Consider the following 26,503-nt stretch of genomic DNA (forward strand, 5'->3'; position numbering starts at 1 on the left):
TCTTTCCCAAGCTTCAAAGTTACAATCTGTTACCCAAAGTGACTTGCCTCGCCTTCTTTGGCGCCAATTCGGTCGTCAAAGGCGATCCGTACAGATTGTCGGACCTCTATCCCCCAGATGTTCCGATGTTGATTGAGGGTATCTGCGCGAAGTTCTTTGTGCAGATCAAACAGAACAGGATCACATGCAGAAATTGACCGTTTTAACGGCAGCCATTGCTGCCGGCGTAATGACTTTTGCCTTCAGTGCAGCGAACAGCGCACCGCTGAGCCAACGGGCCGATCAGGGCTTCAGTGCCGCAGCCGGCAAAACCGCCACGCCGAAAGCAACCCGTGGTACGAAAGTAGAGAAGACCGCCACCGCAAAAGTGGAAAAAGCGGCCGCGGTAAAGACGGAAAAGCCAGCCTCCGCAAAAAAGCCAACCGCTGCGAGAAAGACAATCTCCAAACAGCATGTGAAGCGTAACCGCAAACGCATCGACCACATGGCAACGGCGTCGGTCGCTCCGAAAAGCAGGCCAGCGCCCCAGGCGGCGGTTGTCGGCGCCAGCGGACAGTATTCGGCGATCATTGCGCGTTATGCCGCCAGCTATGGCGTCCCGGTGTCGCTCGCCAATGCCGTAATCAAGATCGAGAGCAACTACCAGCCGAACCAGGTCGGCAGCGCCGGCGAGATCGGCCTGATGCAGATCAAGCCGGCGACGGCAAGGATGATGGGCTATAGCGGTTCTGTTCAGGGTCTCTACGATCCCGATACCAACATCAAATACGGCATGAAGTACCTTGCCATGGCGCGGGATCTCGGCGGTGGCACGACCTGCGGCACGATCCTGAAATACAATGCCGGCCACGCCGCCACACGGATGAACCCGGTGTCCGCAGCCTATTGCGGCAAGGTCAAGGTGCAGCTGGCAGCACTTGGAGCGCCCGCCTGACAAGCGATAACTTGCTTTTTCGTTTGCGTTTTCGGGCCTGAACCCCTTTATACGCCTTGCCAGCTGGCCGGGCGGCCGCACCCGCGAAGCCGAAAGGCTGCGGGTGAGGAAAGTCCGGGCTCCATGGAGACACGGTGCCGGTTAATGGCCGGCGGGGGCGACCCCAGGGAAAGTGCCACAGAAAGCAAACCGCCACGATCCAATCGTGGCAAGGGTGAAAGGGTGGGGTAAGAGCCCACCGCGCGACTGGCAACAGGAGCGGCACGGTAAACCCCACCGGGAGCAAGACCGAATAGGGGCGGTGCGAGGGGAAACCCTCGAGGGCTGTTTCCGGCTCACCGTCCGGGTAGGTTGCGTGAGGCGTATGGCAACATGCGCCCAAGATGAATGGCCGCCACGTTCTCGCCCCGTAAGGGGCGAGGGCCATACAGAACCCGGCTTACAGGCCAGCTGGCAGTTTCCCGAACAAAAAGAAATCTCCTGATATCAGCAGGTTGCGTCTTCGGGCGCAGCCGCTGATTCACTTTTCGACCCGGCAATCCCGCGCGACATTCCTTGAAAATGGTGCGATTAAATCGTACCATTTGGATGGCAGTACTGAGGAGCGCGTCATGGGCCAGGTCGATAAACGCAGCATCACGCTGTCGCCGGAACTGGCCGCGGCGGTCGACGACGTGGTCGCCGCCGGCGAATATGCCTCGGCAAGCGAGGTGATCCGCGACGCGCTGAGGCAATGGAAGGATCGGCGCGACCTGCTCGGCTACACCGTCGAGGAATTGCGCAGACTGGTGCAGGAGGGGATCGACAGCGGGCCGGGGCGGTTTGCGTCGATCGACGAAATAAAGAGCGAAGCGCGGAGACGATTGAAACCCGACAGCGCGGCATGAATTTGCTGGCCGGCGCAAGATCGACGCCGGCGATCTGAATTCGTGATTGCCGATTCAGCCCCCGATTGCGTCTAGCGACGCCTCGATCGCCTGCCAAAGCTCTTCCACCGGCTCGCAGCCGATCGACAGGCGAACGAAACCGGGCGGAACGGCATCTCCCCTCTTTGATCGCCGTTCGGCCGAGGTGTGTACGCCGCCGAACGATGTCGCTGCCTGCATCAAGGCGCAGTTGTTGATGAAATCTTCGGCCTTGTCCTCCGAGGCGAGCACGAACGAGATGAGAAATCCGAAGCGCTCCATCTGGGCGCGGGCAAGATTGTGCGATGGGTCGCTCTCCAGTCCCGGAAAGCGCAAGCCGCTGATCGCGCGATGGTTTTTCAGCCGTCGCGCTATCATTTCGGCGGAAGCGCACATGCGGTCGAAACGCACCTCCAGCGTTTCGAGGCCGCGATGCACCAGCCATGCCTCGAACGGCCCGGGGATGGCGCCCGACGTCTCGCGCCAGTCGGTCACCCTCGAGATAATGTCCGCGTCGCGGCTGGCGACATGGCCGAACAGCACATCGGAATGGCCGTTTGGTGCCTTGGTGTCGGCGGCAATGACGATATCGGCGCCGAGATCGAGCGGGCGCTGGCCGAAAGGCGTCATCGTCGTGTTGTCGACCACAAGCACCGCGCCCGCTTTGTGCACGGCTTCGGCGACGGCTGCGATGTCGCATATGTCCAGTCCTGGGTTGGCGGGCGTTTCGACGAAGGCAAGCCGATACCCATCGAAGCCGCCGTCGAGGAAGCTCGATGTCGGCCGGATATCATAAGCTACGCCGAAGGATTTCAGGAAACGGTCTGCCAGCGCTCGCGTCGTATGATAACCGTCGGACGGCAGCAGGATACGGTCGTCGGCTTTGAGCAGACCGAAAAATACCGCCGAGATGGCAGCCATCCCCGAGGGAAAGGCAACGCATGGGGCGTCTTCCAAATGCGCCAGCATGTGCTCGACCGCATCCCAGGTCGGATTGCTGAAGCGGCCATATTGATCGAAGCCGGTGGCGTCGCCGGGCGCATGAAAGATGGCGGCCATCGTCAGGGGCAAGGGGATGGGGTCGCCCTTGGCAAGCCTGCCGCGACGCAGATGGGGAAGTGCCGCGGCGCGCGACTTGGCTGTTTCGGACATGGTTTCAAACCTCGTTACTAACCGGAAAAGAAGATGCCGAGGCTATGCGGGGCAGCGATCCGCAGCAAGCCGCCTCCGGTTGGACCACACGGCTCTAAACGCTTCGTTAGGCTTAATAGAGGATAAAGACCGGAGTGCCGTCAAAGCTGCTCTCCCCAGTCGTGGCAGGCGCGTTTTGAAGACTGTTCCCGTTGACGCCCATAACACCCCATGATATCCCATTCCGATACTCAAGCCTTCGTTCCGTGTCAGGGTGAAGCGTACGCCAATCGGGCAGCCGCGGCGGCTGCGCGTTTGCCTGCGTTCGCCCGTCATGATGAAGCGGGTTTTGGAAGTCGACCGGGGCGGGGCGGCGCGGACGGGAAGATGCAGAGGGGTGCGGCGGCGCAAGCGGCCGTAACGCGTAATGGACCGGTTTCTGTCGAACGCGGTGAACAGGATCGATGCGAAGGGACGGGTGTCCGTGCCGGCGCATTTCCGTGCCGTTGTGCAGAAACGCGGCTATTCGGAACTTTATGCGCTACGCTGCCTGGATCGCCCGGCGATGGATGTCGGTGGGCTCGACCTGCTCGATCGCTACGAGCAGCGTATCGCCCAGGAAGACCCGTTCCTGCAGACGGCGGACGACATGTCGTTCTTCTGCCATGGCGATGGAACGTTTCTGAAGCTCGACCAGGACGGCCGTATCACGATGAGCGATTTCATTCGCGAGCATACCGGCATTTCAGCGGAGGTGGCCTTCGTTGGCCGCGGCAATTTCTTTCAGATCTGGGAGCCGGGACGGCTCAGCGCCTATGGGACGGAAGCACGCGCCCGGCTTTTGCAGCTTCGGCAGGGCACGAAGTCCGGGGAGCGGCCGGAATGATGGCGGGCGACGGCGATGAAGTTCATGCCGTTGGCGGACCAGCCCGTCACATTCCGGTCCTCCTTGCCGAAGTTCTGGAGGCGCTGGCGCCGACAAAAGGCGAGGTGATCGTCGACGGCACGTTCGGTGCCGGCGGCTACACCAAGGCCATTCTGGCAAGCGGAGCCTCGGTCGTCGCCATCGACCGCGATCCGGATGCGATCGCGGCGGGGCGGGCCCTTGAACAGCAGTCCGGCGGCAAGCTCAGGCTTGTCCAGGCACCGTTCTCCACGCTCGACGAGCAGGTTGAAAGTGCCGATGGCGTCGTGCTCGACATCGGCATCTCCTCCATGCAGATCGACCAGCCGGAGCGCGGCTTTTCGTTCCGGGCCGATGGACCGCTCGACATGCGCATGGCGCAGGCGGGCCTGAGCGCCGGCGACGTCGTCAATACCTTCAAGGTGGGCGATCTTGCCCGCATCTTCGGTTTTCTCGGCGAGGAACGCCATGCCGGGCGCATCGCCCGCATGATCGAGAGCCGTCGCGAAAAACGCCCCTTCGAGCGCACGCTCGACCTTGCCGATGCCATCGAGACGCATATCGGTCGCGCGCCAAAAGACAAGATCCATCCGGCCACCCGCGTTTTCCAGGCGCTGCGCATCTTCGTCAATGACGAACTCGGCGAACTGGCCAAGGCACTGTTTGCCGCCGAGCGCGTGCTGAAACCGGGCGGCCGGCTTGCCGTGGTGACCTTCCATTCGCTCGAGGACCGCATCGTCAAGCGCTTCATCGCCGACAGAGCCGATTCAGCCACCGGATCGCGGCATCTGCCCGAGGCGCAGGCGCGCACCGCCACCTTCACCAAGAAGGGCGGCGGCGTGACGCCTGGCGATGCCGAGATATCGGCAAATCCGCGGGCGCGCTCGGCAAGGCTGCGCGCTGCGATCCGTACAGAGGCGCCGGCCCGTGCCGGCGATTTTTCGATTTTCGGCCTGCCAAAACTGCCTGGCCCAAAGCTTCCCGGCGCCGATCGACCGGGAGAGAGGTGAGCACGTGTTTCGTACCAGCGACATAGTCCTGATCGCCGTCATGGTTTCGGCAGCTGCCCTGACCTACAAGACCAAGCGCGAGGCCGAGGAGCAACTGGCGGCAGTGCACAAGATCCAGGCGCAGATCCGTTATGAAGAGGACACGATCGACCTGCTCAAGGCGGACTGGAGCCTGCTTACCCAGCCGTCGCGCCTGCAGAAGCTCACCGAAATCTACAAATCGCAACTCGGACTCGAGCCGGTCAACGCGCGGCAGATCGTCGGGCTGGACGATCTGCCGGCGAAACCCGTCAACATCGAGGACCTTTCATCGCAGCGGCTGGGTGGCATGGCCGATGTCGGCGGCAAGGATCCCGTGGTGACCAGAGGCATCGTCCAATGATCACCGGATTTCCAATGGCTGCCAGATTTCCAAAGATTGGGAGGCTGCTGAAGCGCGGTTCGAAGCCCGGCGCGGGCGGATCGATCGTGGTCGAAGGTGCCCGCAAGGCGACCGGTGGCAAGGGCAGGACCCGCATCGTCATGACGATGGCGGTGTTCTTCGGCATCTATTCGACCATTGCCGGGCGGCTGGTTTATCTGGGTTTCCAGAATCCCGACCTGTCGGGCGGCCCGCAGAGCCGGGTGACGGCATCGCGACCCGACATCGTCGACCGTAACGGCGAAGTGCTGGCGACCGACATCAAGACCGCGTCGCTGTTTGCCGAACCGCGCCGCATCGTCGATGCCGACGAGGCGATCGAAAAGCTGTCGACGGTACTTCCCGAGATCGACTACGAGCAGACATACAACAAGCTGAAGAGCGGCGCCGGCTTCGTCTGGCTGCAGCGTCAACTGACACCGAAGCAGCAGGCCGACATCATGCAGCTCGGCATCCCCGGCTTCGGCTTCCGCACCGAAAAGCGCCGGTTCTATCCGGCCGGCGAAACCTCGTCCTACATTGTCGGCCTCACCAACATCGACAATCAGGGCATCTCCGGCATGGAGAAATACATCGACGAACAGGGTTTGAGCGACCTTCAGGCGTCGGGCCTGGCGGTAGCCAAGGATTTGAAGCCGGTGCAGCTCTCGATCGACCTGCGCGTCCAGCATATACTGCGTGACGAGGTCGCCACCGGCATGGAAAAGTACCATGCGATCGCGGCGGGCGCCGTTGTGCTCAACGTCAAGACCGGCGAGGTGCTGGCGATGGCCTCGGTTCCGGATTTCGATCCGAACAATCCCTATAACGCTCAGGACAAGGACCGGCTCAACCGTATGTCGGCCGGCCTCTACGAAATGGGCTCGACCTTCAAGAGCTTCACCACCGCCATGGCGCTCGATTCCGGCAAGATAACGCTGCAAAGCCGCTTCGACGCGTCGCGCCCGATCAGGATCGGCCATCAAACCATCCATGATTTCCATGGCAAAGGCCGGGTGCTGTCGGTGCCGGAAGTGTTCATCTACTCGTCCAACATCGGCTCGGCCAAGGAAGCCGAAGCGGTTGGCATCGACGGACACCGCGAATTCCTGCATCGCCTGGGAATCCTCGAGAAGATGCAGACCGAACTGCCGGAAGTCGCTCGGCCGACCGAGCCCAAGGTCTGGAAGCAGGTCAATTCGATTACTATCGCCTTCGGCCACGGCGTGTCGACGACGCCGCTGCAGACAGCGGTCGGCTGCGCCGCGCTGATGAATGGCGGCTATCTGATGGACCCGACCTTCCTGCCGCGCACGCAGGAGCAGGCGATGGCGGTGGCCAAGAAAGTGGTCAGCGACAAGACCGTCGAGGGCATGCGCTATCTCTATGCACTCAATGCCGAAAAGGGATCCGGCCGCAATGCACGGGTGCCAGGATACCGGGTGGGCGGCAAGACGGGAACGGCGGAGAAGGTCGTCAACGGCCGCTACTCGAAGGAAAAGAATTTCAACGCCTTCGTTGCGGCTTTCCCAATGGACGATCCGCAATACATAGTGCTTACGATCGCCGACGAACCGAAGCCGGAAAAGCCCGGCATGGGTGCTACGGCCGCCTCGAACGCGGGCATCATGGCTGCAAACATCATCCGACGTGCGGCTTCCATGCTTGGCGTGAAGCCAGATTTCAGCCATGAAAATGGTGCAACGCTGGTTTCCTATCAATGATTCTTGGGGCGCGCCGGCAACTGCGCGCTATTTTGTTGCGATGAACGGGGTTCGATGAAGCTGAAAAATCTAGCCGGTATCCTGCCTGTCGGGGGGACAGCTTCCTTCGACATGGAGGTTACAGGGATTTCGTCGGATTCCCGCCAGGTAACACGGGGTGTCGTCTTTTTCGCGCTCACCGGCTCCAAGGCGGATGGCGCAGCCTATGCAGCCGATGCCGCGAGCCGCGGCGCTGCAGCGATCGTGGTCGGCAAGGGCAGTGCGGTCGCCGGGCTGCCAGTTCCAGTTCTTGTCGTAGACGATCCGCGCCTTGCGCTGGCGCTGAGTGCTGCCCGTTATTTCGGCAAGCAACCGCAAACCATGGTCGCGGTGACCGGCACCAGCGGCAAGACCTCCGTCGCCGCATTCACCCGACAGATATGGGAGCAGGCGGGTTTGGTCGCCGCTTCGATCGGCACGACCGGTGTGGTGGCGCCGGGCCGCAACGAATATGGCTCGCTGACCACGCCGGATCCGGTCGCGCTGCACAGGCTGCTCAAGGAGTTGGCGGAGGCCGGCGTCACCCACGCCTCGATGGAAGCGTCCAGCCATGGCCTCGACCAGCGCCGGCTCGACGGCGTCAAGCTTGCGGCCGGCGGCTTCACCAATCTCGGCCGCGACCATATGGACTATCATCCGACGGTCGAGGACTATCATCGCGCCAAATTGCGTCTGTTCGACGCGCTGCTGCCGAAGGGCGCGCCGGCCATCATCTTTGCCGATGACCCGTGGTCGGAGCCGACGATCAAGGCGGCGCGGGCAGCGGGACTGAACGTGCTGACGGTCGGCCGCCACGGCGATTTCCTGCGGCTGAAGCGGGTCGAGCACGAGCGCCACCGCCAACGCGCCGAGGTCGAAGTTGACGGCGTTCTCCATGAAGTCGACTTGCCGCTGGCCGGCGACTTCCAGATCGCCAATGCGCTGGTGTCAGCGGGCCTCGCCATTTCGACTGGAACATCTGTTGCCAAGGCATTGATAGCGCTAGAGAAATTGAAGGGTGCACCGGGGCGGCTCGACCTCGTTGGGACGGCTGCCAATGGCGCGCCGGTCTATGTCGACTACGCGCACAAGCCGGATGCGCTGGAAAACGTGCTGGCTTCGGTGCGCCCCTTTACCACCGGCCGCGTCATCGTCGTATTCGGTTGCGGCGGTGATCGCGACCGGGGCAAGCGGCCGATCATGGGCGAGATCGCCACAAGACTGGCCGACGTCGTCATCGTCACCGACGACAATCCCCGCTCGGAAGTCCCCGAGACGATCCGCGCCGCGATTCTCGCGGCCGCACCTGGCGCCATCGAGATCGGCGACCGGCGCAAGGCCATCCACGAGGCGGTCGGGATGCTTCACGCTGGCGACACGCTGATCGTGGCCGGCAAGGGCCATGAGGAAGGCCAGACCATCCGCACCGAGACCCTGCATTTTTCCGACCATGAGGAAGTTCGCTCGGCGCTGCGGGAGCAAGCGGCGTGAGCTATCTGTGGACCTCCGAGGCGCTGGTTGCCGCCATGGATGGCCGGCCGCTCGGTCCGATGCCTGAGGGCATCGCCGGCATTTCCATCGACAGCCGCAGCCTGCAGCCGGGAGACGCTTTCTTCGCCATCAAGGGCGAGGCCATGGACGGCCATGATTTCGTCACCGCCGCCATCAAGACGGGCGCCGGCGTGCTGGTCGTCGCCGAGGGCAAGCTGCCGTCGCTGGGACGGCTGACGGCACCGATGATCGTTGTTGAAGACGTGCTCGTCGCGCTGGAAAAGCTCGGTGTTGCCGCGCGCGCACGCTCAAACGCGAGGGTGATTGCCGTGACCGGATCGGCGGGCAAAACCACCACCAAGGAAGCACTGCGACACGCTCTCTCCGCGGTCGGTACCGTGCATGCATCGGCCCAGTCGTTCAACAATCACTGGGGTGTGCCGCTGACGCTGGCGCGCATGCCGCAGGATTGCGACTATGCCGTCTTCGAGATCGGCATGAACCATCCGGACGAGATCCGGCCTCTGGTCAAGATGGTCCGGCCGCATGTCGCCATCATCACGCTGATCGCCGCCGCTCATCTCGGCTTCTTCCGCAACATGGACGAGATCGCCAAGGCCAAGGCGGAGGTTTTCGAAGGGCTGGAGCCCGGTGGCGCTGCCCTTCTCAACCGCGACGACTCGCGCTGGAAGCTGCTGGAGAAGTTGGCGAAAGAGGCCGGCGTCGAGCATGTTTACGGGTTCGGCGAGAATGCCCGGGCGACCTTCAAACTGATCAAATGCGAGCTCAATGCCGATCACTCCGTCATCACCGCTAAGATTGGCGGGCATGAGATCGTCGCCAGGATCGGCGCGCCGGGCCGCCATATGGTGCAGAATGTGCTGGCGGTGCTGGGTGCAGCGCATCTGGTCGGCGCCGACGTCACCAGGGTTGCGCAGGCGCTGGCCGATCTTTCGCCCGAACGCGGACGCGGCAAGCGCTATGTGTTGCGTCATCCCAAGGGGCCGATCACGCTGATCGACGAGAGCTACAACGCCAATCCGGCGTCGATGAGCGCTGCGATGGCACTGCTCAACACGACACCGGTGTCGGGCGAAGGCAGGCGCATTGCCGTGCTCGGCGATATGCTCGAGCTCGGCAGCCATTCGGCGAAATTGCATGCCGCGCTTGCCGACCTGATCGTCGGCACCGACACGCGCACGGTTTTTCTCGGCGGTCCGGAAATGCGGGCGCTGGCCGACGTCTTGCCCGGCGAGATCAGGACGGAGTACCGCGCCGGCGCGGAAGATCTGAAACCGGTTCTTCTATCGGAATTGAAGCCCGGCGACGTGGTCATGATCAAATCGTCGAAGGGCATAGGCTTTTCAAAGCTGGTCGAGGCGTTGCTCGGCACGTTTCCGGCGGAAGCCACAACCAGCAGACAGACCTAGGATCGGTCCGGGGGACGCAAGCGCATGCTAACACTGCTCGTCGAATTTGCGGACAAGATCTCGGTCTTCAACGTCTTCCGCTACATAACATTCCGCACCGGCGGAGCGCTGATCACAGCGGCGCTGATCGTGTTCATCTTCGGACCGACCATCATCAATTCGCTGAGGCTGCGGCAAGGCAAGGGCCAGCCGATCCGCGCCGACGGGCCGCAGACGCATTTCAAGAAGGCGGGAACGCCGACCATGGGCGGACTGATGATCCTGTCCGGCATCGTCGGTTCCTCGCTGCTGTGGGCGAACCTGTCGAGCATCTACGTCTGGGTGGTGCTGCTGGTGACACTGGGATTTGGCTCAATCGGCTTTTACGACGACTACCTCAAGGTGACGAAGCAATCGCATCTCGGCTTTTCCGGCAAAGCGCGGCTGGGGCTCGAATTCGTCATCGCAGGCATCGCCGCCTGGGTGATCATGCATAACGGCCAGGCGCCCTTCTCGTCATCGTTGACATTCCCTTTCGCCAAGGAGTTTCTCGTCAATCTCGGCTGGTTCTTCATCCCGTTCTCGTGCTTCGTCATCGTCGGCGCCGGCAATGCGGTGAACCTGACCGACGGCCTCGACGGGCTGGCGATCGTGCCGATCATGATCGCCGCCGCATCCTTCGGCGTCATCGCCTATCTCTCCGGCAATGCAGTGTTCGCCGAATATCTGCAGATTCATTTCGTACCCGGCACCGGCGAACTTGCGGTGGTCCTTGGAGCGGTGATCGGCGCCGGGCTTGGCTTCCTCTGGTTCAATGCGCCGCCGGCGGCGATCTTCATGGGCGACACCGGCTCGCTGGCGCTGGGTGGGCTGATCGGCACGGTCGCGGTGGCGACCAAGCACGAGATCGTGCTGGTCATCGTCGGCGGCCTGTTCGTCGTCGAGATATTCTCGGTCATCATCCAGGTCGGCTACTTCAAGATGACCGGCAAGCGCGTCTTCCTGATGGCGCCGATCCACCATCATTTCGAAAAGCTCGGCTGGACCGAAAGCCAGGTGGTGATCCGCTTCTGGATCATCGCCGTCATCCTGGCGCTGGTCGGCCTGTCGACCCTGAAGCTCAGATAGGAGGCCGCTTGATCCCCGCCGCATCCTTTTCAGGCAAGCGCGTTTCGCTCTTCGGGCTCGGCGGCTCGGGGATTGCTACGGCGCGCGCACTGATCGAGGGCGGCGCGGATGTGCTGGCCTGGGACGACAATCCCGACAGCGTCGCCAAGGCCGGCGCGCTCGGCATCACGACAGCGGACCTGCGCGGCGCGGACTGGGCGAGGTTTTCCGCCTTCGTGCTGTCGCCCGGCGTGCCGCTGACGCATCCCAAGCCGCACTGGACCGTCGAGCTCGCGCGGGGCTCAGGCGTCGAGATCATCGGCGACATCGAGCTTTTCTGCCGCGAGCGGACAGCGCGGGCGCCGGCAACGCCCTTCATTGCCATCACCGGCACCAACGGCAAGTCGACGACCACGGCATTGACGGCGCACATCCTCAAATTGGCTGGGCGCGACACGCAGATGGGCGGCAATATCGGCCGCGCGGTGATGACGCTTGATCCGCCGCAGCCTGAGCGGCACTATGTGGTTGAGTGCTCTTCCTACCAGATCGATCTTGCCCCCTCGATCAATCCGACGGCCGGTGTGCTGCTCAATCTGACGCCGGACCATCTCGACCGCCATGGCACGATGCAGCACTACGCCTCGATCAAGGAGCGGCTGGTGGCCGGCAGCGAGACGGCAATCATCGGTGTCGACGATTCCTGGTGCGCCCAGATCGCCGATCGGCTGGAGCGAGCGGGCCGGCAGGTCATTCGGATCTCCAAGCGCCTGCCGCTGACCGACGGCTATTTCGCCGACGGCACCAACCTGATGGAAGCCGTGCACGGCCGCTACAGCCGGGTCGCCTTCCTCGAAGGCATCGGCTCGTTGCGCGGCCAGCACAATGCGCAGAATGCGCTGGCCGCCGCCGCCGCCTGCCTCAAGGTCGGGCTCGAGCTCGGCGAAATCCAGTCCGGACTGGAGAGTTTCCCGGGGCTGGCGCACCGCATGGAGCAGGTCGGCCGCAAGGGCCATGTGCTGTTCGTCAACGATTCCAAGGCGACCAATGCCGATGCCGCTGCACCAGCGCTGTCGAGCTTTGCGCGTATCTACTGGATTGCCGGCGGCCTGCCGAAAGAGGGCGGCATCGAGCCGTTACGCGGCTTCTTCCCGCGCATCGCCAAGGCCTATCTGATCGGCGAAGCTGCGCCGGCCTTTTCCGCGACGCTGGGCGAAGCGGTGCCCTACGAGATATCAGGCACGTTGGCGGCGGCAGTCGAACACGCCGCTCGCGAAGCGGCCAGGGATAGTAGCGGCGAGGCAGTGGTGCTGCTGTCGCCGGCCTGCGCCAGTTTCGACCAGTTCAAGAATTTCGAAGTCCGCGGCGAGGCGTTCAGGCAAGCCGCAACCGCCATTGATGGCGTGAAGCCCATCGGAGGGACACGATAATGCAAAGCCGTCTCGACAAAAGCCCTGTGGCGACCTGGTGGTGGACGATCGATCGCTGGTTCCTGGCGGCGTTCCTGTCGCTGATGGGGCTCGGCATCGTTTTGTCCTTCGCCGCAAGCCCGGCGGTGGCCGAGCGCATCGGGCTAGACAGTTTCCACTTCGCGACACGCCAGATTATCTTCACCATTCCGGCGCTTGGGGTAATGCTGGCCGTCTCGTTCCTTGAATCCAGGCAGATCCGGCGCATGGCGCTGGTCATGTTGTGCATCATGCTGTTTCTGATGGTGGCGGTGCTCTATATCGGCGTCGAGGTGAAGGGCGCGCGGCGCTGGGTGTCGCTAGCCGGCCTGTCGATCCAGCCGTCCGAGTTCCTGAAACCGGCCTTCGTCATCATCTGCGCCTGGCTGTTCGCCGAGCACAAGCGGCAGCCCGACATTCCGGGCAATCTGTTCGCAATGTTGCTGCTTGCGCTGGTCATCTCGCTGCTGGTGGCGCAGCCTGACCTGGGGCAAACCATGCTGGTGCTCGGCACCTGGGGGGTGATGTTCTTCATGGCCGGGTTGCCGTGGCTGTGGATCGTCGCGCTGGGTGCTGCCGGCGTCGGCGGCGTGTTCGCCGCCTATGCGGTGTTCCCGCACGTTGCCGGCCGCATCGACCGCTTCATGACCGGCGAGGGCGACACGTTTCAGGTCGACATGGGCCGCGAGGCGCTGATCAATGGCGGCTGGTTCGGGGTCGGGCCAGGCGAGGGTACCGTCAAGCGGGTCATCCCCGACAGCCATGCCGACTTTGTCTTCTCCGTCGCCGGCGAGGAATTCGGGCTGATCATGTGTTTCTTCATCATGTCCATCTTCGGCTTCATCGTGCTGCGCGGTCTCAACACGGCACTCAGGGAGCAGGACGATTTCACCCGCTACGCGGTGGGCGGCCTGGTCACGGTCTTCGGGCTGCAGTCGGTCATCAACATGGCCGTCAATCTGCAGCTGATGCCGGCCAAGGGCATGACGCTGCCGTTCATCTCCTACGGCGGTTCTTCGCAGATCGCGATCGCCATCTCGATGGGCATGGTGCTGGCGCTGACGCGCAAGCGCCCGGAAAAGCGCAAGCAGCTGGGCTTCATGCCGCCGCCGCGTGCGATGCCGGCGGAGTGAGATGGCGAAGGGGGTTATCCTTCTCGCGGCGGGCGGAACGGGCGGACATCTGTTCCCGGCCGAGGCGCTGGCACATGAACTGACCAGGCGCGGCTGGACGGTGCATCTTGCGACGGACGACCGTGCCGAGCGCTTTGCCGGGCAGTTCCCGGCGGCCGCCATCCATCCGATCCAGTCGGCGACGATGGGCTCGAAGAATCCTTTTGCCATGCTCGCCGCGTTTTGGAAAATCTGGCGCGGGGTTAGGCAGGCATCGGCCGTCATCGCCAGCATCAAGCCCGCCATCGTGGTCGGCTTCGGCGGCTATCCGACACTGCCGCCGCTTTACGCGGCGACCCGGCGCAAGGTGCCGACGCTGATCCACGAGCAGAATGCGGTGATGGGCCGCGCCAACCGGGCGCTCGCCGGCCGCGTCGACGCCGTTGCCGGCGGGTTCCTGCCGGAAGACATCAGTGCCACTGGCGCCAAGACGGTGACCACCGGCAATCCGGTCAGGCCGCAAGTATTGGAAGCGGCAAATACACCCTATGCTGCATCGGCCGGCGAAGAGCCGTTCCGGTTTCTGGTGTTTGGCGGCAGCCAGGGCGCGCAGTTCTTTTCCGATGCGGTGCCGGCGGCGATCGCCCGGTTTTCCGATGCACAGCGTAGGCGACTGGCGATCACGCAGCAGGCTCGCGCCGACGATGTGACGCGGGTGAAAGCCGCCTATGCTGCGCTTGGCATCGAGGCCGAGGTGTCGCCCTTCTTCACCGACATGGCGGCGCGGCTCGCGGCGGCGCATCTGGTGATGTCGCGCTCCGGCGCGTCGACCGTATCGGAAATCGCGGTGATCGGCAGGCCGGCGCTGCTGGTGCCTTATCCGCACGCGCTCGACCACGACCAGGCGGCGAATGCGGCCGCCCTTGCCGCAGCGGGTGGCGCCGAGGTGTATCCGCAATCCACGCTTTCGGCGGAGCGGATCGCTGCGCTTGTCGGCGGGCTGATGGATGATCCAGGCAGGGCGGCGACAATGGCTGCGGCGGCGAAATCGTCCGGTAAACCGGACGCAGCGCGGTTGCTCGCCGATCTGACAGAGGCTATTGCGTCCAGGAAATCCGTTTCGGAATTCAGGAAGGAGACGCGCGCATGAAGATGCCACAGACGATCGGCCTCGTGCATTTCATCGGCATTGGCGGCATCGGCATGAGCGGCATCGCCGAGGTGCTGCACAATCTCGGCTACAAGGTGCAGGGATCCGATCAGGCCGACAGCGCCAATGTGCAGCGGCTGCGCGACAAGGGCATCGAATGCTTCGTCGGCCATCACGCCGAGAATATCGGCGATGCCGAAGTGGTTGTCGTCTCGACGGCGATCAAGAAATCCAATCCGGAGCTGAAGGCCGCGCGCGAGAAACTGCTCCCCATCGTCCGGCGCGCCGAAATGCTGGCCGAGCTGATGCGCTTCCGGCAGGCGGTCGCGATCGGCGGCACGCATGGCAAGACGACGACGACTTCGATGGTGGCGACGCTACTCGATGCCGGCGGGCTCGACCCGACGGTGATCAATGGCGGCATCATCAATGCCTATGGCACCAATGCCCGCATGGGCGACGGCGAATGGATGGTGGTCGAGGCCGACGAGAGCGACGGCACCTTCCTCAAGCTGCCGGCCGAGATTGCCGTCGTCACCAATATCGACCCCGAGCATCTCGACCATTACGGCTCCTTCGACAAAGTGCGCGAGGCGTTTCGCCAGTTCGTCGAGAATGTGCCGTTCTACGGCTTTGGCGTGATGTGCACCGATCATCCCGAGGTGCAGGCGCTGGTCGGCCGCATCGAGGACCGGCGCGTCATCACCTATGGCGAAAATGCGCAGGCCGACGTGCGCTTCACCAATCACCGCATGGACGGCCCGACCTCGGAATTCGACGTGGTGATCCGCGACCGCAAGACGCACGGCCAGATAACGATATCAGGTCTGCGGCTGCCCATGCCCGGGCGCCACAATGTCTCCAATGCGACGGCGGCGATTGCCGTCGCGCATGAGCTCGGCCTTTCGGCTGAGGCAATCAAGAAGGGTCTGTCGTCCTTCGCGGGCGTCAAGCGGCGCTTCACCCATACCGGTTCGTGGAACGGTGTCGATGTGTTCGACGATTACGGTCATCATCCGGTCGAGATCACGGCGGTACTGAAGGCTGCGCGCAGCGCTACCAAGGGCCGCATCATCGCCGTTACCCAACCGCATCGCTTCACCCGGCTGCGCGATCTGTTCGACGAGTTTTCCGTCTGCTTCAACGACGCCGATACGGTAATGGTGGCGCCCGTCTATGCGGCCGGCGAGGAACCGATCGACGGCGTTACGTCCGACGCACTGGTGTCGCGCATCCGCTCCGGCGGCCATCGCGACGCACGCTACATCGAGGGTCCGGCGGCGATTGCGCCGATCGTGCGCGAGGTGGCGAAGCCGGGCGATTTCGTCGTTTTCCTCGGCGCCGGCAACATCACCCAATGGGCCTATGCGCTGCCCAAGGAACTCGGCGGGACCATCTCATGATGCGCGGCCAGGCGTTGATCGAGAAGCTTGGCGACCGGCTTGCCGGACTGCGCGGCCGCATCACGCCCAATGCCGAGATGGACAAGATCACCTGGTTTCGAGCCGGCGGGCTCGCGGACGCATTGTTCCAGCCGGCCGACGAGGACGATCTTGCCGCGTTCCTGAAGGCGGTGCCGGAGGAAATTCCGCTGACCATCGTCGGCGTCGGCTCGAACCTGCTTGTCCGTGACGGCGGCATTGCGGGCTTTGTCATCCGGCTTTCGGCCAAGGGCTTTGGCGAGACCGAAGTGATTGCGCCGACCACGATCAAGGCGGGCGCCGCGACACCCGACAAGCGCCTTGCGACCGTCGCCTATGATGCGGGCATCGGTGGCTTTCATTTCTACCACGGCATTCCCGGCGCCATCGGCGGAGCGCTGAGGATGAACGCCGGCGCCAATGGCGTCGAGACGCGCGAGCGTGTGGTCGAGGTGCGGGCGCTCGATCGCAAGGGCAATGTTCATACGCTGAGCAATGCCGACATGGGCTATGCCTATCGCCATTCCGCAGCGCCGTCCGGGCTGATTTTCACATCGGCGCTGCTCGAAGGCGTTCTCGAGGACAAGGCGGCGATCAAGGCTGCGATGGATGCTGTCCAGAACCATCGCGAGACCGTGCAGCCGATCCGCGAAAAGACGGGTGGCTCGACCTTCAAGAATCCCGAGGGCACCTCGGCCTGGAAGGAAATCGACAAGGCCGGCTGCCGCGGCCTGATGGTCGGTGGGGCGCAGATGTCGCCGATGCATTGCAACTTCATGATCAACACCGGAACGGCCACAGGCTACGAGCTTGAATATCTCGGTGAGACGGTGCGTGCGCGTGTGCTCGAAAGATCGGGCATCCGGCTGCAGTGGGAGATCAAGCGCATCGGCAATTTTCGGCCGGGCCATGCCGTCCAGGAATTTCTCGGGCAGTTGCTTTAGGCAAGCCGACCGCCGTTGCCTTTCGGACTCATGAATTCACATTTTGCTGCCGTTTTTGCGGAAAGTGAATCCATCGGAATCGTAAGCACTTGCCAGCGAATCAACTCTCTGATTCTCTGCCCTGAAGCGTTTCCTGATTTGAGTCGTTTCGACGCGTTACTCGCGTTTCCGTCTGGGGGGCAACCTGCCGGGAGACTCGGACTCAATGTTGCGGAAACACGGGAGCGAAATTGCTCGGGCGCATTTGAGTGCGTGCGATGCTTTTCGGGGCATGCACGATGGTGCAGGCCTGCTGTGAGAGGAAATGACGGGGAATGACAAGCAAGCACGTGGCCGTCCTTCTGGGTGGATTCTCGTCCGAGCGGCCCGTGTCCCTGTCGTCGGGCAAAGCTTGCGCCGATGCGCTCGAGGGAGAGGGCTACCAGGTGACCCGCGTCGACGTCTCGCGCGACATCGGCTCGGTGCTCAGCGCGCTCAAGCCTGACGTGGTCTTCAACGCGCTGCACGGCCCCTTCGGCGAGGATGGCACCATCCAGGGGATCCTTGAATACCTAGCAATTCCCTATACCCATTCCGGTGTGCTTGCCTCGGCGCTCGCGATGAACAAGGAACAGGCCAAGAAGGTCGCTAAGGCGGCCGGCATTCCGGTGGCGGAATCGAAGGTGGCCAATCGCTTCGCCATCCAGAACAAGCACCCGATGAAGCCGCCCTATGTCGTCAAGCCGGTCAACGAAGGGTCGAGCTTCGGTGTCGTCATCGTGCATGAAGGCCAGTCGCATCCGCCGCAGATCATCGGCTCGTCCGAGTGGAGATACGGCGATACGGTCATGGTCGAGCGTTATGTGCACGGGCGGGAATTGACCTGCGCGGTGATGGGCGATGTGGCGCTCGGTGTCTGCGAGATCATCCCGACCGGCCATTCCTTCTACGACTATGATTCAAAATACGTCGCGGGAGGATCAAAACACGAATGCCCGGCAAAACTTTCACCGAATATTTACCAAAAAATACAGACACTGACGCTCAAGGCTCACCAAGCTATCGGCTGTCGGGGCGTTTCCCGGTCGGACTTCCGTTATGACGATCGTCACTCCGAAAACGGCGAAATTGTCTGGCTCGAGGTCAACACCCAGCCGGGCATGACGCCGACGTCTTTGGTGCCGGAAATCGCCGCGCAAGCGGGACACTCGTTCGGCGATTTGTTGAGTTGGATGGTGGAGGACGCTTCGTGTCTGCGTTGAAGTGGGGACAGGGCAAGGGGAAGGGCGCGGCCGGGCCGGCGCTGTTCGGCATGCCGTTGTCGTTCGACCATTTCGTGCTGCCGCGCCTGCTCCGCCGGCCGGTGCGCGTGCTGGCGCGCCTCGGCGAAGGCGACTTCGAAGCGCCGCCCTATTGCGCTGCCATGCTGTCGGCAGCATTGCTTATTTCGAGCAGTGCCTATGCCGCCTATCTCGGCGGACATGCCGACGCCATCGTCCAGAGTGTCACCGCCCGCACCGGCTTTGCCGTCGACCAGGTCAAGGTCGTCGGCAACCGCGAAACGTCCGAGATCGATATTCTCGACAGGCTGGAACTCGACGGCTGGACCTCGCTGATCGGCTTCGATGCCGAAGCCGCACGCGAACGCATCACCACGCTGCCCTGGGTCGAAGCCGCGGCAGTGCGCAAGGTCTACCCGCATACGCTGGAAGTGCGCGTCGAGGAACGCGAGCCGTTCGCGCTGTGGCAGCAAGGCAGCGCGCTTTCGGTCATCGAGAAATCCGGCACCGTCATTGCGCCGTTCTCCGGCGGCAAGCAGATATTGCTGCCGCTGATCATTGGCACCGGCGCACCGGCCAAAGCGCCGGATTTCCTAGCCAAGATCAAGAATTATCCGGAGCTCGCCGCGCGGATCAAGGGCTATATCCGCATCGGCGAACGGCGCTGGGATCTCAAGCTTGAAAACGGCATCACGATCAAGCTTCCCGAAGACGGTGAGGATCAGGCGATTGCCGACCTGGTCAGGATGGACCACGAGAACGGGCTTTTGACGCGCGACATCGCCGCCGTCGACATGCGCCTGTCCGATCGTCTGGTCGTCCAGTTGACGCCGGAAGCGGCGACACAGCGCCAAGCCGCGCTCGACGAAAAGCCCAAGATGCTGAAGCGCAAGCCGGAGACGAAGATATGAGCTGGCTTGGCGGCAATAGCGATGCCTCGTCGCGCCGGTCCGGCATCCTGACGGTGCTGGATGTCGGCTCCAGTAAGGTCTGCTGCGTGGTGGCCAAGCTCAAGCCGCGCGACGATGGCAAGCTGCTGCGCGGACGCTCGCATCGCATTCAGGTGATCGGCATCGGCCACCAGAAATCGCAAGGCGTGAAATCGGGCGTCGTCATCGATCTCGACCGTGCCGAGCACGCCATCCGTCTTGCCGTCGACGCCGCCGAACGCATGGCGGGACTGACGGTCGATTCGCTGATCGTCAACATGACTGCCGGCCGGCTGAAGAGCGAGGCTTTTTCGGCCACCATCAATCTCGGCGGCCATGAGGCCGACGAGGCCGACATCAAGCGCGTGCTTGCCGCCGGCGCCAAGCAGGCGCTGCGGGCCGAGCGCGAGGTGATCCATTCGCTTCCCGTTGCCTTTTCGCTGGATGCCGAGCGCGGTGTGCGCGATCCGCGCGGCATGGTTGGCGACCAGCTTGGCGTCGACATGCACGTGCTGACAGGCGACGCGGCGCCCTTGCGCAATCTGGAGCTCTGCATCAACCGCTCGCATCTGTCGGTCGAGCGCATGGTGGCGACGCCCTATGCCAGCGGGCTAGCCGCCCTGGTCGACGACGAGCTCGAAATGGGCGCGGCCTGCATCGACATGGGCGGCGGCACGACGACGATCTCGGTGTTTTCGGAAGGCAAGTTCGTCCATGGCGACGCCATCGCGATCGGCGGTAACCACGTCACGCTGGATATGGCCAAAGGCCTGTCGACCTCGCTCGATGCCGCCGAAAGGCTGAAAGTGATGCACGGCTCGGCGCTGCCTGGCAGTGCCGACGACCGCGACCTGGTCTCCATCCATCCGATCGGCGAGGACGGCGAGGTGCCGTTGCAGATCCCGCGCTCGGTGATGACGCGCATCATCCGCGCCCGCATCGACGAGACGCTGGAATTGCTGCGCGACCGGCTGAACAAATCCGGCTACGGCAACGCCGTCGGCAAGCGTGTGGTGCTGACCGGCGGCGCCAGCCAGCTTGCTGGCCTGCCCGAAGCAGCACGCCGCATTCTCGGCCGCAATGTGCGCATCGGACGCCCACTTGGCGTGGCAGGCCTGCCCGAGGCGGCCAAGGGGCCGGCTTTCTCGACGCCCGTCGGGCTTCTGATCTACCCGCAGATGGCGAGCTTCGAGAGCCGCCCGGCGAAGGGAATTTCCGGTCTTCGGATGACCGGAACAGGCGGAAAACTGCATCGAATGAGTCAGTGGTTGAGAGACAGTTTTTAATTTGACGGGGACAGCCCCATAGGCGGCCGCGGCGGCGAAGCGGCGGGAAAGGCAAAGGACGAAGACAATGACCATCAATCTGCAGAAGCCGGACATCACCGAGCTCAAGCCGCGCATCACCGTGTTCGGTGTCGGCGGCGGCGGCGGCAATGCCGTCAACAACATGATCACCGCCGGCTTGCGCGGCGTCGAGTTCGTGGTGGCCAACACCGACGCGCAGGCACTGACGATGTCGAAGGCCGAGCGGCTGATCCAGCTCGGTGCGCATGTCACCGAGGGTCTCGGCGCCGGATCGCAGCCTGAAGTCGGGCGCGCGGCGGCGGAGGAATGCATCGACGAGATCATCGATCATCTCTCCAACACGCATATGTGCTTCGTCACTGCCGGTATGGGCGGCGGCACCGGCACCGGGGCGGCCCCCGTCGTCGCGCGCGCTGCCCGCGAAAAGGGCATCCTCACCGTCGGCGTCGTCACCAAGCCGTTCCACTTCGAAGGCCAGCGCCGCATGAAGACGGCCGACATGGGTATCGAGGAACTGCAGAAATGCGTCGATACCTTGATCGTCATTCCCAACCAGAACCTATTCCGGCTGGCCAATGACAAGACCACCTTCGCCGATGCCTTCGCCATGGCCGACCAGGTGCTCTATTCGGGCGTTGCCTGCATCACCGACCTGATGGTCAAGGAAGGGCTGATCAATCTCGACTTCGCCGACGTCCGCTCGGTCATGCGCGAAATGGGCAAGGCGATGATGGGAACCGGCGAGGCTTCGGGCGAGGGCCGCGCAATGGCCGCGGCGGAAGCCGCCATCGCCAACCCGCTGCTCGACGAGACCTCGATGAAGGGCGCCAAGGGCCTGCTGATCTCGATCACCGGCGGCCGCGACCTGACCCTGTTCGAAGTCGATGAGGCGGCAACGCGCATTCGCGAAGAGGTCGACCAGGACGCCAACATCATTCTGGGCGCCACCTTCGACGAGGAACTCGAGGGCGTTATCCGCGTGTCGGTGGTCGCCACCGGCATCGATAAATCGGCGGCCGAAATCGCTGCCGCGCCGATCGCCATCCGCACGGCTCCGCCGAAGCCGGTCAGCCGCCCGGCGGCTCAGGTCACGGAAATGCGGCCGGCGGCTGCCCAGCAACCGATCTATGAACCACGTGCTGCCGATCCGGTCGCCGAGGCCATTCAGCTCGCCGAGGCAAATGCGGTAGCGATGGCGCAGGCCCGCCCGGCACCGGTAGCCCATGCGGAAGACTTCCGCCCGCAGAGCAAGATCTTCCAGGCGCCTCCGGCTCAGCCGCAGCCGACGATGCAGCCAGCGGTTCAGCAAGTGATGCAGCCCGCTCCGCATCGTGAAATGCCGCAGCCGGTTGCCGCAGCACCCCAGCGCATGCCGCGGGTCGAGGATTTCCCACCGCAGGTGAAGGCCGAAGTGGAAGCCAAGGCCCGCCCGGCCGACCACGAGAACAGCGGCCCGATGGGCTTGCTCAAGCGCCTGACCAACGGCTTGACCCGCCGCGAAGAGGAGCCTGCACGGCTGCAGCCGGCGCAGCCGCGCGAACCGAAACTGCGCCAGGCGCCGGCGGAAGTGCGCCGCCTAGCCAGCCAGGATCCGCAACTTTACGCGCCGCGCCGCGGCCAGCTGGACGAGCAGGGCCGACTGACGCCGCAGGGCCGGGCTGTCCAGGAAGACGATCAGTTGGAGATTCCCGCCTTCCTGCGCCGACAGGCCAATTGATCTGTTGACGGTTCGTAACATTTGTTAACAGGCGAGCAGGAAACTGTTCGCCTGTTAACATTAAAAGCGATTTTAAAACAAAGACTTATGAGGCATTCCCGCTCCGGACCGCGGTTACAAAGAGTAAGAAACCGTGATTTGGAGTCTCCCTACGGGACCATTATCTTCGCCACCGACCAAAGTCGGTTTGCTGGGAGTCTCGGGGAAGTGGCCCTGCCTGCCGATCAATCAAGAGCCGCGCCCTCAGGGCGGATGAAGCGGACCTAGGCAGTGTGGGCTATGGGGATTGTTTTGCACGACTATCAGACGACACTTAAATCGCGTGCGACGCTGACCGGCATCGGCGTTCACAGCGGCACCCCGGTCACCGTCCATTTCCTGCCGGCAGATGCCGATACGGGTGTCGTCTTCCAGCTTTCGAATGCAAGCGGAAGCCACGAATTTCGCGCGCTCGTCTCCGAGGTCGGTGCCACCGACCTCTGCACCATGCTTGGCGATCCGCAAGGCGAGCACATTGCTACGGTCGAGCATCTGATGGCGACGCTTTTCGGCCTTGGGATCGACAATCTCGTCATCGAAATCGACGGCCATGAGGTGCCTATCCTCGACGGCAGCGCAGTGATGTTCGTCGAGGCCATTGACCAAGCAGGCATCGAAACGCTGCCGGTCAAGCGTCGCTACATCAGGGTGGTCAAGCCGGTTCGCATCGAGAACGGCGCCTGCTGGGCGGAGTTCAGGCCCTATGACGGCACGCGCTTCGAGATCGAGATCGATTTCGAAAGCCCGGCGATCGGGCGCCAGCTTTTTGCATCCGACATGAATGCCGACATTTTCCGCCGCGACGTCGCGCGGGCTCGCACTTTCGGTTTCATGAAGGACGTCGAGCGGCTATGGGCGGCCGGCTATGCGCTCGGCTCCTCTTTGGAAAACTCCCTGGTGATCGGCGACGACAACCGTGTGATCAACATGGGAGGCGTGCGCTATCCCAACGAGTTCGCGCGCCACAAGACGATGGATGCGATGGGCGACCTGGCGCTCGCCGGTGCCCGGTTCATCGGCTGCTTCCGCTCCTACCGCGGTGGCCACAGGCTGAACGCCGCGGCGTTGCGCCGCCTCTTGTCCGACCGTTCGGCTTTCGAGATCGTTGAGACGACGCGCCGCGAGCGCGGGCGTACTGCCGAGATGAGCGCCGTCAATGCGCCCGTCTTTGCGCCCTGGATGATCTGATTCTTAAGGTCTTACGGCTCCTGTTGCGGTCAAGCTGTGTTGCATGGATGCATCACCGGCCGGCCAAATTACGCAGCTTTCCAGGTGGCGCCAAACCGCCATAAAAATGTGCGATTGGCCGGGGATAGCGTTGCCGGGCAAGGCAATTATGGTTTATGGCTGCTGCCGTCGACTGAAATGACGCCGAAAGGGCGGAATCCAAACATGTTTTTCAAGCGAGTTGGTCAATCGAAGGCGCTGCGGCGGGCTGTTTTCCTGGCGCTTTCGGTGGTCGTTCCATCGCTGTTTCTGTCGGCCTGCATGTCGTCCGAGAAGGACGTCGATCTGTCGACCTATGTCGATCAGACCGAGCCGGCCGACGTGCTCTACAATCAGGGTCTCGCCAATCTGAATGCCGGGCGACTGCAGGAGGCAAGCCGCAAATTCGATGCCGTCGACCGCCAGCATCCATATTCCGAATTCGCCCGCAAATCGATGGTGATGGGTGCCTTTGCCGACTATCGTCAGGGCAACTACGACGAGGCGATCGGTTCGGCCAAGCGCTACCTGACGCTCTACCCGTCGACCGACGATGCAGCCTATGCCCAGTATATTATCGGGCTGAGCTACTACCGACAGATCAAGGACGTCACCCAGGACCAGAAGGAAGCGCGTCTTACCGCGCAGACGATGCAGGACCTGGTAACGCGCTGGCCGACTTCCGAATATGCCGACGATGCCAAGGAGAAGATCCGCTTCGCCAACGATCAGCTCGCCGGCAAGGAGATGCAGATCGGCCGCTATTATCTTGAGCGCCGCGAATTTATCGCAGCCGTCAAACGGTTCCGCAACGTCGTGGAGAACTACTCCAACACACGCCATGTCGAGGAGGCGCTGGCGCGTCTTACCGAGAGCTACTATGCGATGGGGCTGACGTCGGAAGCGCAGACCGCTGCGGCCGTGCTCGGCACCAACTATCCCGACAGCCAGTGGTACAAGGACTCCTACAAGCTCCTGCAGAGTGGTGGGCTCGAGCCGCGCGAGAATGCCGGATCGTGGATCTCCAAGGCCGGGAAGCTGATCACCGGCGCCTGAGCGGCGCGTCACCATGCTCTCCAGGCTGTCGATCCGCGATATCGTTCTGATCGAGAAGCTGGACATCGACTTCTCGTCCGGCCTTTCGGTGCTGACCGGCGAAACCGGCGCCGGAAAGTCCATCCTGCTCGACGCCTTGTCGCTGGCGCTTGGCGCCCGCGGCGACGCCTCGCTGGTGCGGCATGGCGCGGCGCAAGGCCAGATCATCGCTGTCTTCGACGTGCCGCGCAACCACCCGGCCCGTATGCTGCTCGCCGAGAACGCCATCGAGGACGACGGCGACATCATCCTGCGCCGCGTCCAGACGGCGGACGGCCGCACGCGCGTGTTCGTCAACGACCAGCCGTCCAGCGTGACGCTGATGCGCGACGTCGGCCATGCGCTGGTCGAGATCCACGGCCAGCACGACGAGCGCGCTTTGGTCGATCCCGGCGCGCATCGCGAGTTGCTCGACAGTTTCGGCGGTCATCTGGGTGCCGCGCGGGCAACAGGCGAGGCGTGGCGGCACTGGCGTACCTGCGAGCAAGAATTTTCACGGCACCGGGCCAAAGTCGAGGCAGCTGCCCGCGAGGCCGATTATCTGCGTGCAGCGGTTGCCGAATTGACCAGGCTCGATCCGCAACCGGGCGAAGAGACCGAGCTGGCCGAACTGCGCGCCGCGATGATGCGGGCGGAAAAGATCGCCTCGGAAATCCACGACGCCCAGGATGTACTCTCGGGTCCGTCCTCGCCCTTGCCGCAACTGGCCAGCCTGCTCAGGCGGCTGCAGCGCAAGGTGACCGAAGCGCCCGGCCTGCTCGAGGATGTCGTCAAATCGCTCGACGAGGCGATGCTGTCGCTCGACGCGGCGCAGTCGGGCGTGGAAGCAGCGCTGCGCGCCACCGAATATGATCCGCAGCGGCTGGAGAAGGCTGAGGAGCGGCTGTTTTCGCTGCGTGCCGCCTCGCGCAAGCACAGCGTCGCCGTCGATGACCTGGCGCAATTGCGTGACACCATGGCTGCCGACCTTGCCGATCTCGACGCCGGCGAGGAGCGCCTGCATGCGCTGGAGAAACAGGCTGCAGCGGCAAGCCAGGCCTATGACATTACGGCGGCCCAGCTGTCGTCGCTTCGCCATGCGGCGTCCGTCGGGCTGACCAAGGCGGTAATGGCCGAACTGCCGGCGCTGAAGCTCGAACGGGCCGAGTTCATCGTCGAGATCGCAAGCGATGCCGAGAGCCGCATGGAAGAAGGCATCGACCAGGTCGAGTTCTGGGTGCGCACCAATCCCGGCACCAGGCCCGGCCCGATGATGAAGGTCGCTTCCGGCGGCGAGCTTTCGCGATTCCTGCTGGCGTTGAAGGTAGCACTCGCTGACCGGGGCTCGGCGCCGACCTTGGTCTTTGACGAAATCGACACCGGCGTCGGCGGCGCGGTTGCCGACGCTATCGGCCAGCGGCTGGCGCGGCTGGCAAAACGCGTGCAGGTGCTTTCGGTCACGCATGCACCGCAAGTGGCGGCGCGCGCTGCGACGCATTTCCTGATCTCCAAATCGGGCGGGGCCGACCGGGTCTCGACCGGCATCGCCGAGATGGACCGGGCGGCGCGGCAGGAAGAGATCGCACGCATGCTCGCCGGCGCCACCATCACCGACGAGGCGCGCGCAGCGGCCGAGCGGCTGCTGCGGGAGAACACCGCGGCAGCCTAGAGCGGTTCATTGTTTCACGGAAACGCCGAACCGCTCTACCACTTTGTTTGCGCAATTCCAGACGGAAAGCCGTTTCACACTTTTCCTGGAATTGCTCTAGAAGAGTTCGTTTCCGGCGCTCGCGACCGGAGTCAGGGTATGGCTCCATCCTGCTGTTCAGGAATGATTTTCCGTGTCTGGTCTCTCCCTCATGAG

At 63.3% G+C, this 26,503-nt stretch carries 22 protein-coding genes and 1 other RNA gene; 22 read left to right on the top strand and 1 reads right to left on the bottom strand.

The window, feature by feature from the left end; genetic code table 11:
- The first annotated feature begins 184 nt into the window (after nt 1-184).
- From NKH23_RS14215 to NKH23_RS14225, 3 genes are all read left to right on the top strand, one after another.
- Nucleotides 185-934: a lytic transglycosylase domain-containing protein gene (locus tag NKH23_RS14215; protein ID WP_352716828.1), complete on the top strand. Its 750-nt coding sequence runs from the start codon at nt 185-187 to the stop codon at nt 932-934.
- Nucleotides 935-993: 59 nt separating this feature from the next.
- An RNA gene (gene rnpB, locus NKH23_RS14220) (RNase P RNA component class A) lies at nt 994-1,392 on the top strand.
- Between the two features lie 153 nt (nt 1,393-1,545).
- Nucleotides 1,546-1,821 carry a type II toxin-antitoxin system ParD family antitoxin gene (locus NKH23_RS14225; RefSeq protein ID WP_352716826.1) on the top strand — a complete coding sequence of 92 codons (276 nt, stop codon included), beginning with the start codon at nt 1,546-1,548 and terminating at the stop codon, nt 1,819-1,821.
- Between the two features lie 54 nt (nt 1,822-1,875).
- On the opposite strand, the gene NKH23_RS14230 is transcribed toward NKH23_RS14225, so the two are convergent.
- Nucleotides 1,876-2,991, bottom strand: coding sequence for a cystathionine gamma-lyase (locus NKH23_RS14230; protein ID WP_352912752.1), 1,116 nt, complete (start codon nt 2,989-2,991; stop codon nt 1,876-1,878).
- Nucleotides 2,992-3,397: 406 nt separating this feature from the next.
- On the opposite strand from NKH23_RS14230, the gene mraZ reads away from it, so the two are divergent.
- The 19 genes from mraZ (at nt 3,398) to recN (ending at nt 26,308) form a co-directional block, all read left to right on the top strand.
- The gene (gene mraZ / locus NKH23_RS14235) at nt 3,398-3,856 is read left to right on the top strand and encodes a division/cell wall cluster transcriptional repressor MraZ (protein ID WP_352912753.1); all 459 of its coding nucleotides are present in this window, start codon (nt 3,398-3,400) and stop codon (nt 3,854-3,856) included.
- Nucleotides 3,853-4,884 (top strand): 16S rRNA (cytosine(1402)-N(4))-methyltransferase RsmH, encoded by a 1,032-nt coding sequence (gene rsmH, locus NKH23_RS14240; protein WP_352465153.1) that lies wholly within the window; start codon nt 3,853-3,855, stop codon nt 4,882-4,884. The genes mraZ and rsmH overlap by 4 nt, the downstream gene beginning before the upstream one ends.
- A 4-nt stretch (nt 4,885-4,888) precedes the next feature.
- Complete coding sequence (gene ftsL, locus NKH23_RS14245; protein ID WP_353034984.1) at nt 4,889-5,266, top strand: cell division protein FtsL; 378 nt, start codon at nt 4,889-4,891, stop codon at nt 5,264-5,266.
- Nucleotides 5,267-5,280: 14 nt separating this feature from the next.
- Nucleotides 5,281-7,008: a peptidoglycan D,D-transpeptidase FtsI family protein gene (locus NKH23_RS14250; RefSeq protein WP_352912755.1), complete on the top strand. Its 1,728-nt coding sequence runs from the start codon at nt 5,281-5,283 to the stop codon at nt 7,006-7,008.
- A 54-nt stretch (nt 7,009-7,062) separates the two neighbouring features.
- Complete coding sequence (locus NKH23_RS14255; protein WP_352912756.1) at nt 7,063-8,517, top strand: UDP-N-acetylmuramoyl-L-alanyl-D-glutamate--2,6-diaminopimelate ligase; 1,455 nt, start codon at nt 7,063-7,065, stop codon at nt 8,515-8,517.
- Nucleotides 8,514-9,947: a UDP-N-acetylmuramoylalanyl-D-glutamyl-2,6-diaminopimelate--D-alanyl-D-alanine ligase gene (locus NKH23_RS14260; RefSeq protein ID WP_352979858.1), complete on the top strand. Its 1,434-nt coding sequence runs from the start codon at nt 8,514-8,516 to the stop codon at nt 9,945-9,947. The genes NKH23_RS14255 and NKH23_RS14260 overlap by 4 nt, the downstream gene beginning before the upstream one ends.
- Before the next feature lie 24 nt (nt 9,948-9,971).
- Nucleotides 9,972-11,054 carry a phospho-N-acetylmuramoyl-pentapeptide-transferase gene (mraY, locus tag NKH23_RS14265; protein WP_023676767.1) on the top strand — a complete coding sequence of 361 codons (1,083 nt, stop codon included), beginning with the start codon at nt 9,972-9,974 and terminating at the stop codon, nt 11,052-11,054.
- Between the two features lie 8 nt (nt 11,055-11,062).
- Complete coding sequence (gene murD, locus NKH23_RS14270; RefSeq protein WP_353034986.1) at nt 11,063-12,463, top strand: UDP-N-acetylmuramoyl-L-alanine--D-glutamate ligase; 1,401 nt, start codon at nt 11,063-11,065, stop codon at nt 12,461-12,463.
- Nucleotides 12,463-13,614 (top strand): putative lipid II flippase FtsW, encoded by a 1,152-nt coding sequence (gene ftsW, locus NKH23_RS14275; RefSeq protein ID WP_352716811.1) that lies wholly within the window; start codon nt 12,463-12,465, stop codon nt 13,612-13,614. Before murD ends, ftsW begins: the two co-directional genes overlap by 1 nt.
- A gap of 1 nt (nt 13,615) precedes the next feature.
- Nucleotides 13,616-14,743: an undecaprenyldiphospho-muramoylpentapeptide beta-N-acetylglucosaminyltransferase gene (gene murG, locus NKH23_RS14280; protein ID WP_352716810.1), complete on the top strand. Its 1,128-nt coding sequence runs from the start codon at nt 13,616-13,618 to the stop codon at nt 14,741-14,743.
- Nucleotides 14,740-16,146 (top strand): UDP-N-acetylmuramate--L-alanine ligase, encoded by a 1,407-nt coding sequence (gene murC, locus NKH23_RS14285; protein WP_352716808.1) that lies wholly within the window; start codon nt 14,740-14,742, stop codon nt 16,144-16,146. The genes murG and murC overlap by 4 nt, the downstream gene beginning before the upstream one ends.
- Nucleotides 16,143-17,108 carry a UDP-N-acetylmuramate dehydrogenase gene (gene murB / locus NKH23_RS14290; RefSeq protein WP_352716806.1) on the top strand — a complete coding sequence of 322 codons (966 nt, stop codon included), beginning with the start codon at nt 16,143-16,145 and terminating at the stop codon, nt 17,106-17,108. The genes murC and murB overlap by 4 nt, the downstream gene beginning before the upstream one ends.
- A 314-nt stretch (nt 17,109-17,422) precedes the next feature.
- On the top strand, nt 17,423-18,349 hold the full coding sequence (locus NKH23_RS14295; protein WP_292664390.1) for a D-alanine--D-alanine ligase: 927 nt from the start codon (nt 17,423-17,425) through the stop codon (nt 18,347-18,349).
- On the top strand, nt 18,337-19,278 hold the full coding sequence (locus tag NKH23_RS14300; RefSeq protein WP_352716805.1) for a cell division protein FtsQ/DivIB: 942 nt from the start codon (nt 18,337-18,339) through the stop codon (nt 19,276-19,278). The genes NKH23_RS14295 and NKH23_RS14300 overlap by 13 nt, the downstream gene beginning before the upstream one ends.
- Nucleotides 19,275-20,582 (top strand): cell division protein FtsA, encoded by a 1,308-nt coding sequence (gene ftsA, locus NKH23_RS14305; protein WP_023721196.1) that lies wholly within the window; start codon nt 19,275-19,277, stop codon nt 20,580-20,582. The genes NKH23_RS14300 and ftsA overlap by 4 nt, the downstream gene beginning before the upstream one ends.
- 67 nt (nt 20,583-20,649) lie before the next feature.
- The gene (gene ftsZ, locus NKH23_RS14310; protein ID WP_352912759.1) at nt 20,650-22,320 is read left to right on the top strand and encodes a cell division protein FtsZ; all 1,671 of its coding nucleotides are present in this window, start codon (nt 20,650-20,652) and stop codon (nt 22,318-22,320) included.
- A 279-nt stretch (nt 22,321-22,599) separates the two neighbouring features.
- Nucleotides 22,600-23,547 (top strand): UDP-3-O-acyl-N-acetylglucosamine deacetylase, encoded by a 948-nt coding sequence (lpxC, locus tag NKH23_RS14315; RefSeq protein WP_352912760.1) that lies wholly within the window; start codon nt 22,600-22,602, stop codon nt 23,545-23,547.
- A 204-nt stretch (nt 23,548-23,751) separates the two neighbouring features.
- A complete protein-coding gene (locus tag NKH23_RS14320; protein WP_353034988.1) occupies nt 23,752-24,621 on the top strand; it encodes an outer membrane protein assembly factor BamD in 870 nt (289 codons plus the stop codon).
- Nucleotides 24,622-24,634: 13 nt separating this feature from the next.
- The gene (gene recN, locus NKH23_RS14325; protein WP_352912761.1) at nt 24,635-26,308 is read left to right on the top strand and encodes a DNA repair protein RecN; all 1,674 of its coding nucleotides are present in this window, start codon (nt 24,635-24,637) and stop codon (nt 26,306-26,308) included.
- The last annotated feature ends 195 nt before the right edge of the window (nt 26,309-26,503 follow it).

It is taken from the genome of Mesorhizobium sp. M1328 (genome assembly GCF_040318075.1).
In the GTDB taxonomy this organism is placed as follows: domain Bacteria; phylum Pseudomonadota; class Alphaproteobacteria; order Rhizobiales; family Rhizobiaceae; genus Mesorhizobium.